This window comes from Asanoa ferruginea (assembly GCF_003387075.1).
GTDB lineage: Bacteria > Actinomycetota > Actinomycetes > Mycobacteriales > Micromonosporaceae > Asanoa > Asanoa ferruginea.
Window position 1 is genome coordinate 5105882 of record NZ_QUMQ01000001.1, and the last position, 15746, is coordinate 5121627.

At 67.9% G+C, this 15746-nt stretch carries 8 protein-coding genes, 3 rRNA genes and 1 pseudogene; 10 read left to right on the top strand and 2 right to left on the bottom strand.

Features of this window, described 5'->3' with window-relative positions; genetic code table 11:
- Window positions 1-28: 28 nt before the first annotated feature.
- The 6 genes and pseudogenes from tyrS (at window position 29) to DFJ67_RS24065 (ending at window position 10907) form a co-directional block, all read left to right on the top strand.
- Window positions 29-1288 carry a tyrosine--tRNA ligase gene (tyrS, locus tag DFJ67_RS24040; protein ID WP_116070076.1) on the top strand — a complete coding sequence of 420 codons (1260 nt, stop codon included), beginning with the start codon at window positions 29-31 and terminating at the stop codon, window positions 1286-1288.
- Between the two features lie 530 nt (window positions 1289-1818).
- Window positions 1819-3334 (top strand): 16S ribosomal RNA (locus DFJ67_RS24045).
- Between the two features lie 353 nt (window positions 3335-3687).
- Window positions 3688-6798: ribosomal RNA gene (locus DFJ67_RS24050) — 23S ribosomal RNA — on the top strand.
- An 87-nt stretch (window positions 6799-6885) separates the two neighbouring features.
- Window positions 6886-7002, top strand: a 5S ribosomal RNA gene (gene rrf / locus DFJ67_RS24055).
- The 16S, 23S and 5S rRNA genes sit together here, the layout of an rRNA operon.
- Before the next feature lie 1812 nt (window positions 7003-8814).
- Window positions 8815-9409 (top strand): annotated as a pseudogene (locus tag DFJ67_RS44405) (Replicase polyprotein 1ab); the annotation flags it as partial.
- Between the two features lie 499 nt (window positions 9410-9908).
- Window positions 9909-10907 (top strand): HAD-IIA family hydrolase, encoded by a 999-nt coding sequence (locus tag DFJ67_RS24065; protein ID WP_116070077.1) that lies wholly within the window; start codon window positions 9909-9911, stop codon window positions 10905-10907.
- On the opposite strand, the gene DFJ67_RS24070 is transcribed toward DFJ67_RS24065, so the two are convergent.
- Window positions 10904-11239, bottom strand: coding sequence for an SCP2 sterol-binding domain-containing protein (locus tag DFJ67_RS24070; RefSeq protein ID WP_116070078.1), 336 nt, complete (start codon window positions 11237-11239; stop codon window positions 10904-10906). The genes DFJ67_RS24065 and DFJ67_RS24070 overlap by 4 nt on opposite strands.
- Window positions 11240-11385: 146 nt before the next feature.
- Between DFJ67_RS24070 and DFJ67_RS24075 the strand changes: the two genes are divergently transcribed.
- The 4 genes from DFJ67_RS24075 to DFJ67_RS24090 all read left to right on the top strand — a co-directional run bounded on the left by DFJ67_RS24075 (window position 11386) and on the right by DFJ67_RS24090 (window position 14116).
- On the top strand, window positions 11386-12048 hold the full coding sequence (locus tag DFJ67_RS24075; RefSeq protein ID WP_116070079.1) for a phasin family protein: 663 nt from the start codon (window positions 11386-11388) through the stop codon (window positions 12046-12048).
- Window positions 12045-12320, top strand: a complete 276-nt coding sequence (locus DFJ67_RS24080) for a hypothetical protein (protein WP_147315582.1) — start codon at window positions 12045-12047, stop codon at window positions 12318-12320. The genes DFJ67_RS24075 and DFJ67_RS24080 overlap by 4 nt, the downstream gene beginning before the upstream one ends.
- 13 nt (window positions 12321-12333) lie before the next feature.
- On the top strand, window positions 12334-13155 hold the full coding sequence (locus DFJ67_RS24085) for a TlyA family RNA methyltransferase (protein WP_116070081.1): 822 nt from the start codon (window positions 12334-12336) through the stop codon (window positions 13153-13155).
- A gap of 73 nt (window positions 13156-13228) precedes the next feature.
- Window positions 13229-14116, top strand: a complete 888-nt coding sequence (locus DFJ67_RS24090) for an NAD kinase (RefSeq protein WP_116070082.1) — start codon at window positions 13229-13231, stop codon at window positions 14114-14116.
- Here the strand turns inward: DFJ67_RS24090 and DFJ67_RS24095 are convergent.
- On the bottom strand, window positions 14113-15711 hold the full coding sequence (locus DFJ67_RS24095; protein ID WP_116070083.1) for a hypothetical protein: 1599 nt from the start codon (window positions 15709-15711) through the stop codon (window positions 14113-14115). The two genes, DFJ67_RS24090 and DFJ67_RS24095, sit on opposite strands and share 4 nt — an antisense overlap.
- Window positions 15712-15746: the final 35 nt, after the last annotated feature.

A 15746-nucleotide genomic window follows, 5' to 3' on the forward strand; every position in this document is an offset into this window, starting at 1 on the left:
CCCCCGGGGGGTGGGAGACAATCCAGGCGTGAGCGAATTCATCGACGACCTGCTGTGGCGGGGCCTCCTCCAGGACTCCACCGACCTCGACGAGCTGCGTAAGCATCTGGACTCGGGGCAGGTGACGTTCTATGTCGGCTTCGACCCGACGGCGCCGAGCCTGCATCTCGGCCACCTGATGCAGGTGCTCACCGCCCGCCGGTTGCAGCTCGCCGGGCACCGGCCGCTGCTGCTGGTCGGTGGGGCTACCGGGCAGATCGGTGACCCCCGGGAGAGCAGCGAGCGCACGCTCAACCCACCCGAGGTGGTGGCCGGCTGGGTCGACAAGATCCGCGAGCAGGTGCGGCCGTTCGTCACCTACGACGGTGACAGTGCCGCGACGTTGGTCAACAACCTCGACTGGACCGGCCCGATGTCGGCGGTCAGCTTCCTGCGCGAGGTGGGCAAGCATTTCCCGGTCAACAAGATGCTGGCTCGCGAGGTGGTCCGGGCCCGGCTGGAGACCGGCATCAGCTTCACCGAGTTCGCCTACCAGCTCCTCCAGTCGCACGACTACTTCGAGCTGCACCAGCGGCACGGGTGCACGCTCCAGTTCGGCGGCTCCGACCAGTGGGGCAACATCACCGCCGGCGTCGACTACATCCGCCGGCGGGGTGGTGGGCCGGTGCACGCGTTCGTGACGCCGCTGGTCACCAAGGCCGACGGCACCAAGTTCGGCAAGACCGAGGGTGCTTCCGTCTGGCTCGACCCGCAGTTGACCAGCCCCTACGCCTTCTACCAGTTCTGGCTCAACACCGACGACCGCGACGTGAACGCCTACCTGCGCTACTTCAGCTTCCGCTCGCACGCCGAGCTCGAGGAGCTCGAACGAGCGACGGCGGAGCGACCTGGTGCCCGGGAGGGTCAGCGGGCCCTGGCGGCGGAGCTGACCACGCTCGTGCACGGAGCGGAGGAGACCGCCCAGGTGCAGGCGGCGAGCCAGGCGTTGTTCGGGCGTGGGTCGCTGGGCGACCTCGGCGCCGGGACGCTGCGGGCGGCGCTGGCCGAGGCCGGGTTGGTGGAGGTCAGGGGTGAGCTCCCGACCGTGGCCGCGCTCTTCCGGGACTCCGGGCTGGTGGGCAGCCTCAACGAGGCGCGGCGGGCGATCACCGAGGGTGGTGCATACGTGAACAACGAGCGGGTATCCGATGTGGAGGCCACCGTGCCCGCGGATGCCTTGCTACACGGGCGTTTCCTGGTGTTGCGGCGCGGCAAGCGCACGTTCGCCGGCGTCGAGCGGGTCTCCTGAGTCGCCCGTTCGGGTCTGTGACGCGGGACGCAGGCCCCCGATTTGACCTTCAACTCGGGGGCTGCGTATCTTTCTCTCTGCACGGCGGGAGCAACACGGAACGATCCGGACAACGGGTCGATTTGGTGAGGCGAAACCGACGGGGTAAGCTTTGCGAGCCGGTAGGGCACCGGGCGCGCATGCGGCGAGAGTCGCGGCGGCCGGCCTACCAAATCCCTTGAGCGACGTTCGGCAGGTTGACTGCTGCGCGCCCGCAACGGGGAAACCTGCCCAAGGCATGACAAACCGGGAAACACCGGGTTGACAACGCCAAACGGACCAGGTAACGTAGTAAAAGTGCCCAGCGCGGAAGCGCCGGACACGAAAGCGGTAAAACAAAGCCCCACGACGCGGGCTCGGAAACGAGCCAGCTTCTTGGTGTGTGTTTGTTCTTTGAGAACTCAACAGGGTGTTTGATAAGCCAGTGCCAATTGTGATTGTTTTTGGCATCCGTTAATAATGGTTGCCGGGACACTTTTTAACAAAGGTTTTTGTTGGAGAGTTTGATCCTGGCTCAGGACGAACGCTGGCGGCGTGCTTAACACATGCAAGTCGAGCGGAAAGGCCCTTCGGGGTACTCGAGCGGCGAACGGGTGAGTAACACGTGAGTAACCTGCCCTGGACTTTGGGATAACCCTCGGAAACGGGGGCTAATACCGAATATCCACGCTTCATCGCATGGTGGTGTGTGGAAAGTTTTTCGGTCTGGGATGGGCTCGCGGCCTATCAGCTTGTTGGTGGGGTGATGGCCTACCAAGGCGACGACGGGTAGCCGGCCTGAGAGGGCGACCGGCCACACTGGGACTGAGACACGGCCCAGACTCCTACGGGAGGCAGCAGTGGGGAATATTGCACAATGGGCGGAAGCCTGATGCAGCGACGCCGCGTGAGGGATGACGGCCTTCGGGTTGTAAACCTCTTTCAGCAGGGACGAAGCGCAAGTGACGGTACCTGCAGAAGAAGCGCCGGCCAACTACGTGCCAGCAGCCGCGGTAAGACGTAGGGCGCGAGCGTTGTCCGGATTTATTGGGCGTAAAGAGCTCGTAGGCGGCTTGTCGCGTCGGCTGTGAAAACCCGTGGCTCAACTGCGGGCTTGCAGCCGATACGGGCAGGCTAGAGTTCGGTAGGGGAGACTGGAATTCCTGGTGTAGCGGTGAAATGCGCAGATATCAGGAGGAACACCGGTGGCGAAGGCGGGTCTCTGGGCCGATACTGACGCTGAGGAGCGAAAGCGTGGGGAGCGAACAGGATTAGATACCCTGGTAGTCCACGCTGTAAACGTTGGGCGCTAGGTGTGGGGGGCCTCTCCGGCTCTCTGTGCCGCAGCTAACGCATTAAGCGCCCCGCCTGGGGAGTACGGCCGCAAGGCTAAAACTCAAAGGAATTGACGGGGGCCCGCACAAGCGGCGGAGCATGCGGATTAATTCGATGCAACGCGAAGAACCTTACCTGGGTTTGACATCACCGCAAAACTTCCAGAGATGGGAGGTCCTTCGGGGGCGGTGACAGGTGGTGCATGGCTGTCGTCAGCTCGTGTCGTGAGATGTTGGGTTAAGTCCCGCAACGAGCGCAACCCTCGTTCGATGTTGCCAGCGGGTTATGCCGGGGACTCATCGAAGACTGCCGGGGTCAACTCGGAGGAAGGTGGGGATGACGTCAAGTCATCATGCCCCTTATGTCCAGGGCTTCACGCATGCTACAATGGCCGGTACAATGGGCTGCGATACCGTGAGGTGGAGCGAATCCCAAAAAGCCGGTCTCAGTTCGGATCGGGGTCTGCAACTCGACCCCGTGAAGTCGGAGTCGCTAGTAATCGCAGATCAGCAACGCTGCGGTGAATACGTTCCCGGGCCTTGTACACACCGCCCGTCACGTCACGAAAGTCGGCAACACCCGAAGCCGGTGGCCCAACCCTTGTGGAGGGAGCCGTCGAAGGTGGGGCTGGCGATTGGGACGAAGTCGTAACAAGGTAGCCGTACCGGAAGGTGCGGCTGGATCACCTCCTTTCTAAGGAGCACCTCCTGGCGAAAGCCGGGTAGGAGCCCGCAGGCCGCGAATGTCGGTCTGGGGTGCTCGATGGCGGAGACACTGGCTTAATCAACGTCCGGCAACGGCCGAAACTTTCCTTAGTACACACGCTTGCGTGAAGGAACGGGAGCTCGGTGCGGCTGGAAGTGGATACTAAACACCCTGTTGGGTCCTGAAGGAACAAGCGCTGAGCTTGTTTTTTCTGGGTTCGAATTGCCAGGCATGGCCTGGCTCCATATACCGCCGGCGGATCGTCGGGTTCTGGTGTGGGGCTTGATGGTTGTGGGTTGGTTGTTTGTTGAGAATTGCACAGTGGACGCGAGCATCTTTGTGGTCAAGTTGTCAAGGGCGAACGGTGGATGCCTTGGCACCAGGAGCCGATGAAGGACGTGGGAGGCCGCGATAGGCCTGGGGGAGCTGCCAACCTAGCTGTGATCCCAGGGTGTCCGAATGGGGTAACCCGGCACCAGTTATGTGGTGTCACCTGCACCTGAATTCATAGGGTGTGTGGAGGGAACGCGGGGAAGTGAAACATCTCAGTACCCGTAGGAAGAGAAAACAACATGTGATTCCGTGAGTAGTGGCGAGCGAAAGCGGATCGAGCCTAAACCGGTTGCGTGTGATACCTGTCAGGGGTTGCGTGGTCGGGGTTGTGGGACACTACTGATTGGGCTGACAACCAGTCGAGAAGTTACAAAACTAGCTGCTAGCTGAATGGTCTGGAAAGGCCGACCGTAGACGGTGATAGTCCGGTAGGTGAAAGTGGCTGGTCTTCTGTGGTTGTTCCCGAGTAGCGGCGGACCCCTGTAATCTGCCGTGAATCTGCCAGGACCACCTGGTAAGGCTAAATACTTCCTGGTGACCGATAGCGGACGAGTACCGTGAGGGAATGGTGAAAAGTACCCCGGGAGGGGAGTGAAATAGTACCTGAAACCGTTCGCCTACAATCCGTCGGAGCCTTTAGGGGTGACGGCGTGCCTTTTGAAGAATGAGCCTGCGAGTTAGTGGCACGTGGCGAGGTTAACCCGTGTGGGGGAGCCGTAGCGAAAGCGAGTCCGAATAGGGCGTTGAGTCGCGTGTTCTAGACCCGAAGCGGAGTGATCTAGCCATGGGCAGGCTGAAGCGCGGGTAAGACCGCGTGGAGGGCCGAACCCACCAACGTTGAAAAGTTGGGGGATGACCTGTGGTTAGGGGTGAAAGGCCAATCAAACTCCGTGATAGCTGGTTCTCCCCGAAATGCATTTAGGTGCAGCGTCGCGTGTTTCTTGCCGGAGGTAGAGCACTGGATGGTCTAGGGGGCCTACAAGCTTACCGAAATCAGCCAAACTCCGAATGCCGGTAAGTGAGAGCGCGGCAGTGAGACTGCGGGGGATAAGCTTCGTAGTCGAGAGGGAAACAGCCCAGATCACCAGCTAAGGCCCCTAAGCGTGTGCTAAGTGGAAAAGGATGTGGGGTCGCTTAGACAACCAGGAGGTTGGCTTAGAAGCAGCCACCCTTTAAAGAGTGCGTAATAGCTCACTGGTCAAGTGGTTCCGCGCCGACAATGTAGCGGGGCTCAAGTACACCGCCGAAGCTGTGGCATTCACATAATAACCCCGCCTAAACTTTCGGGTTTGGGTGCAGGTGTGTGGATGGGTAGGGGAGCGTCGTGCCGCGGGTGAAGCAGCCGAGTGATCGAGTTGTGGACGCGGTGCGAGTGAGAATGCAGGCATGAGTAGCGCAAGAAGGGTGAGAAACCCTTCCGCCGGATGACCAAGGGTTCCAGGGCCAGGCTAATCCGCCCTGGGTGAGTCGGGACCTAAGGCGAGGCCGAGAGGCGTAGTCGATGGACAACGGGTTGATATTCCCGTACCCGCGAAAGAGCGTCCCTGATGAACCTTACTGTGCTAACCACCCAAACCATCCAAGACCTTCGGGTTGAGGGTGGGGAGCGTGGGAACCTGGTGGGTAGTAGTCAAGCGATGGGGTGACGCAGGAAGGTAGCTGATCCCGGCCGGTGGTTGTGCCGGGGTAAGCGTGTAGGCCGCACCATAGGCAAATCCGTGGTGCATGAAGGCTGAGACGTGATGCCGAGCCGATTCAGGTGAAGTCAGTGATCCTATGCTGCCGAGAAAAGCCTCTAGCGAGTTCTTAGCGGCCCGTACCCCAAACCGACACAGGTGGTCAGGTAGAGAATACCAAGGCGACGGGCGAACTGTGGTTAAGGAACTCGGCAAATTACCCCCGTAACTTCGGGAGAAGGGGGGCCGGACACGTGAAGCAACACGCTTGTGGAGCGTGGTATGGCCGCAGAGACCAGGGGGAAGCGACTGTTTACTAAAAACACAGGTCCATGCGAAGAAGTAATTCGATGTATATGGACTGACGCCTGCCCGGTGCTGGAACGTTAAGGGGACCTGTTAGCTCTTCGGGGCGAAGCGGAGAACTTAAGCGCCAGTAAACGGCGGTGGTAACTATAACCATCCTAAGGTAGCGAAATTCCTTGTCGGGTAAGTTCCGACCTGCACGAATGGCGTAACGACTTCCCTACTGTCTCAACCACAGGCCCGGCGAAATTGCAGTACGAGTAAAGATGCTCGTTACGCGCGGCAGGACGGAAAGACCCCGGGACCTTTACTATAGCTTGACATTGGTATCTGAGTTAATTTGTGTAGGATAGGTGGGAGCCTGTGAAGCTCGTACGCCAGTACGGGTGGAGGCAATCTTGAAATACCACTCTGGTTGATTCGGGTATCTAACTTCGGACCGTGATCCGGTTCAGGGACAGTGTCTGGTGGGTAGTTTAACTGGGGCGGTTGCCTCCTAAAGAGTAACGGAGGCGCCCAAAGGTTCCCTCAGCCTGGTTGGCAATCAGGTGTTGAGTGTAAGTGCACAAGGGAGCTTGACTGTGAGACTGACAGGTCGAGCAGGGACGAAAGTCGGGACTAGTGATCCGGCACCGGCATGTGGAAGCGGTGTCGCTCAACGGATAAAAGGTACCCCGGGGATAACAGGCTGATCTTCCCCAAGAGTCCATATCGACGGGATGGTTTGGCACCTCGATGTCGGCTCGTCGCATCCTGGGGCTGTAGCAGGTCCCAAGGGTTGGGCTGTTCGCCCATTAAAGCGGTACGCGAGCTGGGTTTAGAACGTCGTGAGACAGTTCGGTCCCTATCCGCCGTGCGCGTAGGATACTTGAGAAGGGCTGTCCCTAGTACGAGAGGACCGGGACGGACGAACCTCTGGTGTGCCAGTTGTCCCGCCAGGGGCACGGCTGGTTAGCTACGTTCGGAAGGGATAACCGCTGAAAGCATCTAAGCGGGAAGCTCGCTTCAAGATGAGGTATCCCACCCACACTTGTGTGGGGTAAGGCCCCCAGCTAGACCACTGGGTTGATAGGCCGGAAATGTAAGCCCGGTAACGGGTTCAGTTGACCGGTACTAATAGGCCGAGGACTTGACCTACAAAGCTGCTACGCGTCCACTGTGCAACTCCCGACAAACAAACACCCGAGACCATTGTTGGTCGGTTGTTTGATATGTCGATAGAGTTACGGCGGTCATGGCGGAGGGGAAACGCCCGGTCACATTCCGAACCCGGAAGCTAAGCCCTCCAGCGCCGATGGTACTGCACCCGGGAGGGTGTGGGAGAGTAGGACACCGCCGGACAATCATTCCAGTCGAGGGCCGACCCATAGGGGCGGCCCTCGACTGCGTGTGCCGGCAATTCCGGCATGAGGAAGGATGTACCCCGTGAGTGCAGACCAGGGCGGCGACGCCCCTCGCGATCGCCGCGACGATGACCGCGGCGGCGAGGGCCGTCGCGACCAAGGCGACCGGGGTAACCGCGACAACCGCGGGGACCGCCCGCGTCGTGACAGTGGCGACCGTCCCCAGGGCGACCGCGGCGGCTTCCGCTCCGGCGGCGACCGTGGCCGCGACGACCGTGGCGGCAGCGCCGGCGGGCGCCCCAGCTACGGCGACCGGGGCTCGAGCTCCGGCGGCCGTGGTGGCTACGGCGGTGACCGTGGTGGCTACCGCTCCGGCCCGCCGCGTGACGACCGGCCCAACCGTGACCGCCCCAGCTACGGCGACCGCCCGAGTGGCGACCGTCCGAGCTACGGCGACCGGCGTGGGTCCGGCGACCGTCCCTATCGCGACGACCGCGGTGGCGACCGGGGCGGCTTCCGCTCCGGGCCGCCGCGTGACGACCGTGGCGGCTACCGTTCGGGCCCGCGTGACTCCGGTGGCGGTGACCGTGGCGGCTACCGTTCCGGCCCCCGTGACTCCGGTGGCGACCGTGGTGGCTACCGCGGTGGTGACCAGCGCGGCGGCGACCGTCCCTACCGCGACGACCGCGGCGGCGACCGCGGTGGCTTCCGCTCCGGACCCCCGCGTGACGACCGTGGCGGCTACCGCTCCGGCCCGCGTGACTCCGGTGGCGGTGACCGCGGTGGCTTCCGCTCCGGTCCGCGTGACTCCGGTGGCGACCGTGGTGGCTACCGCGGTGGCGACCAGCGCGGCGGCGACCGTCCCTACCGCGACGACCGCGGCGGCGACCGTGGTGGCTTCCGCTCGGGTCCGCGTGACTCCGGCGGTGACCGTGGTGGCTTCCGCTCCGGCCCGCGCGACAGCGGCGATGACCGCGGTGGCTTCCGCTCCGGTCCGCGTGACTCCGGCGGTGACCGTGGCGGTTACCGTTCTGGCCCGCGTGACTCCGGTGGTGACCGTGGCGGCTACCGGTCCGGCCCGCCCAGCGGCGGCGACCGCGGCGGCTTCCGCTCCGGTCCGCGTGACTCCGGCGGCGAGCGTGGCGGTTACCGTTCTGGCCCGCGTGACTCCGGTGGTGACCGTGGCGGCTACCGGTCCGGCCCGCCCAGCGGCGGCGACCGTGGCGGTTACCGTTCCGGTCCGCGTGACTCCGGTGGCGACCGCGGTGGCTACCGGTCCGGCCCGCCGAGCGGCGGCGACCGTGGTGGCCGCTCCTACGGCGACCGCGACAACCGTGGCTTCCGTTCCGGTCCGCGCGACGACCGCGGCGGCTCGCGTCCAAGCTCCTCGGATGACCGGGGCGGCTTCCGCTCCGGCCCGCGCGACGGCGGCGCACCGCGTGGCGACCGGCCGCCCTACCGGGACAGCGGTGACCGGGGCGGCTTCCGCCCGGGCCAGCGCGACGGTGGCGACCGGCCCTACCGCGACCGCGACGACCGGGGCGGCTCCCGTGACCGTGACGACCGCGGTGGGTTCCGGCCCGCACAGCGCGACGGCGGCGGCGACCGGGGTGCCCGTGATGGCGGCTTCCGGTCGGGTGGCGGCTACCGCGACCGCGACGACCGTGGCCCGCGCGACGAGGGTCGGTCCTACGAGGACCGGCCGACGACCCAGGTGGGTCCGCAGATCCCCGAGGGCATCACGGCCAGCGACCTCGACAAGAGCGTCCGCGCCGAGCTGCTCGGGCTGAACAAGCCCGTCGCCGAGATCGTGGCGCGGCACCTGGTCGCGACCGGCCAGCTGATCGACGACGACCCCGACGAGGCGCTGGCGCACGCGCTCGCCGCCCGCCGGCTGGCGTCGCGGATCGCGGCGGTGCGGGAAGCGGTCGGGCTGGCCGCCTACCACGCCGGTGAGTGGCAGGTCGCGATCGGCGAGCTGCGCACCTACCACCGGATGACCGGGCGCCAGGACCACCTGGCCGTGCTCGCCGACTGCGAGCGTGCGCTGGGCCGTCCGGAACGGGCGATCGACCTCTACCGCGGTGCCGACCGCACCGAGCTGGGTTCGGCCGACGCGGTCGAGCTGCTCATCGTCGCCGCCGGTGCGCGGGGTGACCTCGGGCAGAAGGACGCCGCGGTGGCGATGCTCCAGGTCCGCGAGCTCACCAGCGGCAACGAGGAGCCGTGGGCGGGTCGGCTGCGTTACGCCTACGCCGACGCGCTGCTGGCCGCCGACCGGCGCGACGAGGCACGCGAGTGGTTCGCCCGCGCGGCCGAGGCCGACGAAGACGGCGAGACCGACGCGGCCGAGCGCCTGCTCGAGCTCGACGGCGTGCTCATCGAGGGCGATGACGAGGACGACGAAGAGGAAGCCGCCGAGGAAGGCGCCGAAAACGAGGCCGCCCTCGAAGCCGAGCTCGACGAGACCGAAGAGGACGACGAAGACGAGGACGACGTCGAACTCGACGCCGAGGGCAAGGCCGACGACGACGTCGCGGTCGACGCCGAGATCGACGAGGACGCCGACGACGAGGCGGACGCCGACGAAGACGAAGACGACGAAGACGAAGACGAAGACGACGAAGACGAAGACGACGAAGACGACGAAGACGTGGTAGCGGATCTCAACGACGACCAGCCGGTCGAGACCGTGACCGCCGTCCTGCCGTCCGAGGTCGCCGACGACGACGTCCCCGTCGAGACCGTCGATGACGAGGCCACCGACGAGGTGGTCGAGCTCGACGCCGAAGGCCACGCGGACGAAGAGGTCCCGGTCGACGCCGAGATCGACTCCGAACCGGGCGACGACGGCCTCGACGACGACGACCGCAAGGTCCTGCCCGAGGTCGACGACGACAAGCGATGAGCACACCGCCGCGGGGTCGACTCGCCGACGCGTACGACCTGGTGATCTTCGATTTGGATGGGGTTATCTACCTGTCCGACAAGGCGGTCGCGGGCGCCGTCGAGGCGGTTCAGCGGCTGCATGATCAGGGCCGCTCGATCGCCTACGCGACGAACAACGCCAGCCGGCGCGCGGCGGAGGTGGCCGACCTGCTCACCGGGCTCGGCGTCCCCGCCGCCGCCGACGAGGTGCTGACCTCGGCGGCGGCCGCGGCCCGGCGGCTCGGTGACCGGCTCGACCCGGGGGCGCGCGTTCTGGTGGTCGGCGCCGAGGCGCTCCGCCAGGAGGTCGTCGAGGCCGGGCTGACGCCGGTGGGCAGTGCCGACGACCAGCCGGTCGCGGTCGTGCAGGGCTACGGGCGCGATGTCGGCTGGGTCATCCTGGCCGAGGCCGCGCTTGCCGTGCGGGCCGGCGCGCTCTGGATCGCCACCAACACCGACCGCACGCTGCCCAGCCCGCGTGGCCCGCTGCCGGGCAACGGCTCGCTGGTCGCCGTGCTGCGCACCGCCCTCGACCGGGAGCCCGACGAGGTGATCGGCAAGCCGCAGCCGGTGCTGTTCGAGGAGGCGGTCAAGCGCGACGCCGCCGACCGCCCGATCGTCGTCGGCGACCGGCTCGACACCGACATCGAGGGCGCGGTCGGCGCCGGGCTCGACAGCCTGCTCGTGCTGACCGGCGTGAGCCAGCCCAAGGACCTGATCGCCGCGCCGCCGCACCAGCGGCCGACCTACGTCGCGCGCGACCTGGCCGGGCTCTTCGACGACGTGGCGACGCTGGCCATCACCGGCAACGGGGAGACCGGCTGGCGGATCAGCGAGGGCCGGCTCGACGGCCACGGCGACCCGATCGCCGCGTTGCGCACGATCGCCGCGGCCGCCTGGGACGGCACCGACGTCAGCGCGCTCAGCGGCGCCACCGACGAAGCGGCGAAAGCACTGCGAGCCCTGGGGCTCTAGAGCAGCTTGCGCAGCTTGAGCAGGTCGAACGGGTTGGCCTTGATGCGCATCTGACCGCCGGCGATCGCCCGGGTCAGGTCGAGGTCACCGCGGACCAGGGCGAGGAAGTCGTCGCTCTTGAGGCTCAGCGCGATCTTGGCCTTGGGGTCGTCGCCGTCGGTGATGTCGATCAGTTGCCCATCGTGCAGCCGGCCGTGGAAAGCGGCGCCGAGGTCGGTCAGCCGGCAGGCCACGGTGCGTTCGAGGTCGAGCCGGTTGCGGGCCTCGGCGTTGCCGGCCAGCCTCGCGGCCAACTCGTGCATCGCGTCCCGGCACTCGTCGACGGTGGCCAAACTGCCGCTCCTCTCCGCGCCACGTGATCTCCCGGCACGGTACCGCACAAGGCCCTTATCGGCGCCCGGTAGCGTGGAGCCCGAGCCGGCGGATTTCCGGCGGATCCATCGTGAGTGGCCCTAACTCCGTGGGAGAGGATCGAACGATGCAGGACGCGTGGCGGGCATACCTGGAGCTGGCTCTTGGCGCGACGGAGACGTCGCGGAAGAAGGCCGAGAAGGTCGCCCGCAAGCTCGTCGGCAAGAGCGGCGCTACGGCGGCACAGCTCACGGCGATGGCCGAGGAGATGGTCACCACCAGCGCGGCCAACCGTGCGGCGCTGACCAAGCTGGTCCGGTTCGAGGTCGACAAGGCACTCGGGCGGGTCGGTCTGGCCACCGCCGACGAGGTGGCCGAGCTCAACACCCGACTCCGTGACCTCGAGGTCGAGCTGCGGGCCGAGCGGGCCCGCGCCGACGCGGCCGAGAAGGCCGACCAGGCCGCGAAGACCGACCAGGCCGCGAAGACCGGCCAGGCCGCGAAGGCCACGCCCGCGCCGGCGGCCGAGCCGGTGGTGGCCAAGCGCGCGCCGGCGAAGAAGACCGCACCGGTGAGCGCGGCAGCCACGCCGGCCAAGCAGGCGCCACCGGCGAAGAAGGCCGTCGCCAAGAAGACCGCGGTGAAGAAGACGACCCCACCGTCGGCGGCCGCGATCGCCGAAGACCTGGGCTCCGCTGAGCCGATCGCCACCCCGGCGAAGAAGACCGCGGCCGCGCCGCGCAAGGTCGCGAAGAAGACACCGCCGAAGAAGGCAGGCGGAACGGCATGACGATGTACGGCAGCGCCGCGAACCAACCCGGTTCCGGCGCACCGAGCCCGGCGATGTTCGCCCGGCCGGCGCCGGTCGAGCCCGCGCCGGTCGAGCTGGCGCCGGTCGAACCCGAGGCGGCCGGCGACGGCCTGTCCGGGCACCCGGCGGTCGACGCGGCGATCCGCTCGATGACCAACGCGGCCGACCTGTCGCCGGCCGACCAGATCGCCGAATACGAGGCCGCCTACCGCACCCTGCGGGAGACCCTCGCCACCATCGACCAGGCCTGAGCGCTCACTGGCCATGGCTCGTCGAAACCGTCTCGACACAGAGTTGGTCCGCCGCGGGCTCGCCCGGTCCCGTGAGCAGGCGGGCGAGCTTGTCGACGCCGGCCGGGTGAAGGTGCACGGCGTGGTGGCCCGCAAGGCCGCCGCCATGGTGGACCCCGCCGACCCGGTGCTGGTCACCGGCGACGACCCGACCTACGTCTCGCGTGGCGCGCACAAGCTGCTCGGCGCGCTGGCCGGCTTCGGCCCGCGCGGGCTCACCGTCACCGGCCGGCGCTGCCTCGACGCGGGCGCCTCCACCGGCGGCTTCACCGAGGTGCTGCTCGGCGCCGGCGCGGCCGAGGTGGTCGCGGTCGACGTCGGCTACGGCCAGCTCGCCTGGTCGCTGCGCACCGATCCGCGGGTACGCGTCTTCGAGCGCACCAACGTCCGTACCCTCGAACCGGATCTGATCGGTGGTTCTGTGTCGTTGACCGTCGCGGACCTCTCGTTCATCTCGCTGCGGCTGGTGTTGCCGGCGCTGACGGGCTGCACCGAAGTCACCGGCGACCTGGCCCTGATGGTCAAGCCGCAGTTCGAGGTCGGCAAGGAGCGGGTTGGCACCGGCGGCGTGGTCCGCGAGCCCGAACTGCGCGCCGAGGCGGTGCTCGACGTCGCCGCCGCCGGTGCCCAACTCGGTCTGGGCGTGGCGGGCGTGGTCGCGAGCCCGTTGCCCGGCCCGAGCGGCAACGTCGAGTTCTTCATCTGGTTCCGGCGTGACGCGCCGCCCGTCGACCCCGACGAGGTGCGCGCGATCGTCGCCGCCGGCCCAACGGCCGTTCCCGAGGAGGCGACATGAGCGAGCGCAGCGAGCGAATCGGCCAGCTCAGTCAGCCGGGTTCATGCCCCGCCTCGCGAAGCGAGGTAGGCGCATGAGCCGCATAGCGCTGTTGGTCACCCACACCGGGCGGCGGCGGAGCACCGAGCACGCGCGTACGGTGGCCGCCGATCTGATCCGGGCCGGTTTTGAGGTTCGGGTGGTCGCCGACGAGGCCGACGACCTCGAGGTGCCCGGCGTGGTGCCGCGAAGCGACCAGGACGCCGCCGACGGTGCCGAGATCGTCTTCGCGCTCGGCGGTGACGGCACGTTCCTGCGCGCCGCGGAACTGGCCCGGCCGGCGAAGGCCCCGCTGCTCGGGATAAACCTCGGCAAGGTCGGTTTCCTCGCCGAGGCTGAGATCGACGACCTCGACCAGGCCGTCCGCGACGTGGTCAACCGCGACTACACGGTGGACGAGCGGCTGACCCTCGACGTGCGGGCGGAGCTGACACCCGGCGGCCAGGTGGTCGAGTCGTGGGCGCTCAACGAGGTCAGTGTCGAAAAAGGACAGCGGGCCCAGATGCTGGAGCTGCTGGTCGACGTCGACGGCCGGCCGCTGTCCCGCTACGGCTGCGACGGCGTGGTCTGCGCGACCCCGACCGGCTCGACGGCCTACGCGTTCTCGGCCGGCGGCCCGGTGGTCTGGCCCGAGGTCGAGGCGTTGCTGCTGGTGCCGATCAGCGCGCACGCCCTGTTCAGCCGGCCGCTGGTCACGGCGCCGACCTCGACGTTCGCGATCACCGTCGACCCGTTCACCACGCTCGCGGTGCTCTGCTGCGACGGCCGCCGGGTCTACGACCTGCCGCCCGGCGCGCGGGTCACGGTCAACCGGGGCACGCTGCCGGTGCGGATCGTCCGGCTGCGCCCGCGCCCGTTCACCGACCGGCTGGTGGCGAAGTTCGGCCTGCCGGTCGACGGCTGGCGCGGCGGCCGCGTCTAGGCCAGCGCGTCAGGTGGGATCGTCGGCCAGGTGGCGCCGGCGTTGCGCAGGAAATAGTCCTCGCCCGGGTCCCAGGTGTGTCCGGTGGCGCGGCGGTGGTAGACGTACCCCAATGGATGGGTTCGGTAGATCGTTCCCCCCGCGCGCACCAGCCGCTGGATGAGACCCAGGTCGACCGAGCGGGGCACCGGGCGCCAGCCGCCGACGGCCGTCACGTCGCCCTTGGCCAGCAGCATGGTGCCGCCCGAGACCATCTCGCCGAATGCCTCCGGGACGCCCGAGCGGCGGCGCACGACGGTGCCGCGGCTCTCCAGGAAGACCAGCTCGCTGCCCTTGCCGACCAGCGTCGCGCCGGAATAGTGGCGGGCGAGCACCAGGTCCCAGAGATGCTCCGGCCCATAGGTGTCGTCGTCGTCGACCTTGGTGATCAGCGTGCCGCCTGCGCGCGCGGTGGCCAGCCCGAGCGCCGTGCCGAAGCTGACCTCCGCCGGCACCTCGACGATCTGGTGCGGGCGCCCGCCGAGTGCCGCGGCCAGTCCGGGCGGCGCGGCCACACCATGAAGACAGAGCACGATCTCCAGATTGGGGTACGTCTGTCCGCCCAGCATCGCCAGCGCCGGCCCGAGTAGGTCGGGGCGGCGAGTGGCCAGGATGGCGCTGACCGCGGGTGGGTCTCCCTGCCCGGCCGCGTGGTTTCGCAGGGCGGCGCGGCGCTGGCGCACGCTGCGGGCCTCGACGGCGAGCGGGTCGTCGCCCGGCGGCGGGGCGTCGAGGAGGTCGCGCAGTTCGGTGTGGAGGGCGGCGCGGGTCGTGGGCGGCACGGCCGCGGCGTCTATCAGCACGCCGGTCGCGCAGAGGGCGGCCAGGGCGGCCGGGTCGATGCCGGCGCCGACGGCGACGCTGTGGGTGTCGCGTAGCCGGGCCAGGGCCGCCGCGTCGAAGCCCGGGTTGTCGAGGATCAGCCGCGGCGCGTCGGCGCGGTAGGCGGCCGGTCGCCGGCCGCGCGGATTGATCCGGGTGGCGTCGAAACAGGCTGGGCCGATCAGCGCGGGCGGATGCGCTGGCCGCGGGTCGGTGGGCGTTGGTGGTGCGTGGGCCGGTCGCGAGTCTATGGGCGTGGGTGCGTGGGCCGGTCGCGGGTCGGTGGGCGTGGGTGCGTGGGCTGGCCGTGGGTCGGTGGGCGTGGGTGCGTGGGCTGGCCGTGGGTCGGTGGGCGTGGGTGCGTGGGCTGGCCATGGGTCGGTGGGCGCCAGCGCGGTCAGCGCGCTGCGGATCGCGTCGCCGAGCGGCACCGGCCGCGCGTAGCGCAGCGTGACGACGGCGGTGCCGCGCCGCAGGTGTGGCCGGGCGACCCGGTGCCGGACCAGGTGCGGTGCCGGCGCGACCGGTGCCGACCAGGGCGTGTGCCGCCAGTAGGCGACCACGACGCGGACCCGGCGGGTGGGCTCGGCGGCGAACGGGCCGGCCGCGATGTCGCGCAGCAGGTCGGTGTTGCCGGCGACGACCAGCGCGCTGTCGCCGAGCCGGGCCACCCGGGTGCCGACCGCGGCGGCGAGCCGTTCCGGCGCCGCGGCCTTGAGTTCGGCGGAGATCAACCGGCGGCCCGCTGTTCGTTCACCCGCAGAACGTA

Bases quoted from the DNA above. Each gene is read 5' to 3' on its own strand.
- DFJ67_RS24065 (WP_116070077.1), top strand. From the start codon at position 9,909: ATGAGCACACCGCCGCGGGGTCGACTCGCCGACGCGTACGACCTGGTG.
- DFJ67_RS24080 (WP_147315582.1), top strand. From the start codon at position 12,045: ATGACGATGTACGGCAGCGCCGCGAACCAACCCGGTTCCGGCGCACCG.
- DFJ67_RS24090 (WP_116070082.1), top strand. From the start codon at position 13,229: ATGAGCCGCATAGCGCTGTTGGTCACCCACACCGGGCGGCGGCGGAGC.
- DFJ67_RS24085 (WP_116070081.1), top strand. From the start codon at position 12,334: ATGGCTCGTCGAAACCGTCTCGACACAGAGTTGGTCCGCCGCGGGCTC.
- DFJ67_RS24075 (WP_116070079.1), top strand. From the start codon at position 11,386: ATGCAGGACGCGTGGCGGGCATACCTGGAGCTGGCTCTTGGCGCGACG.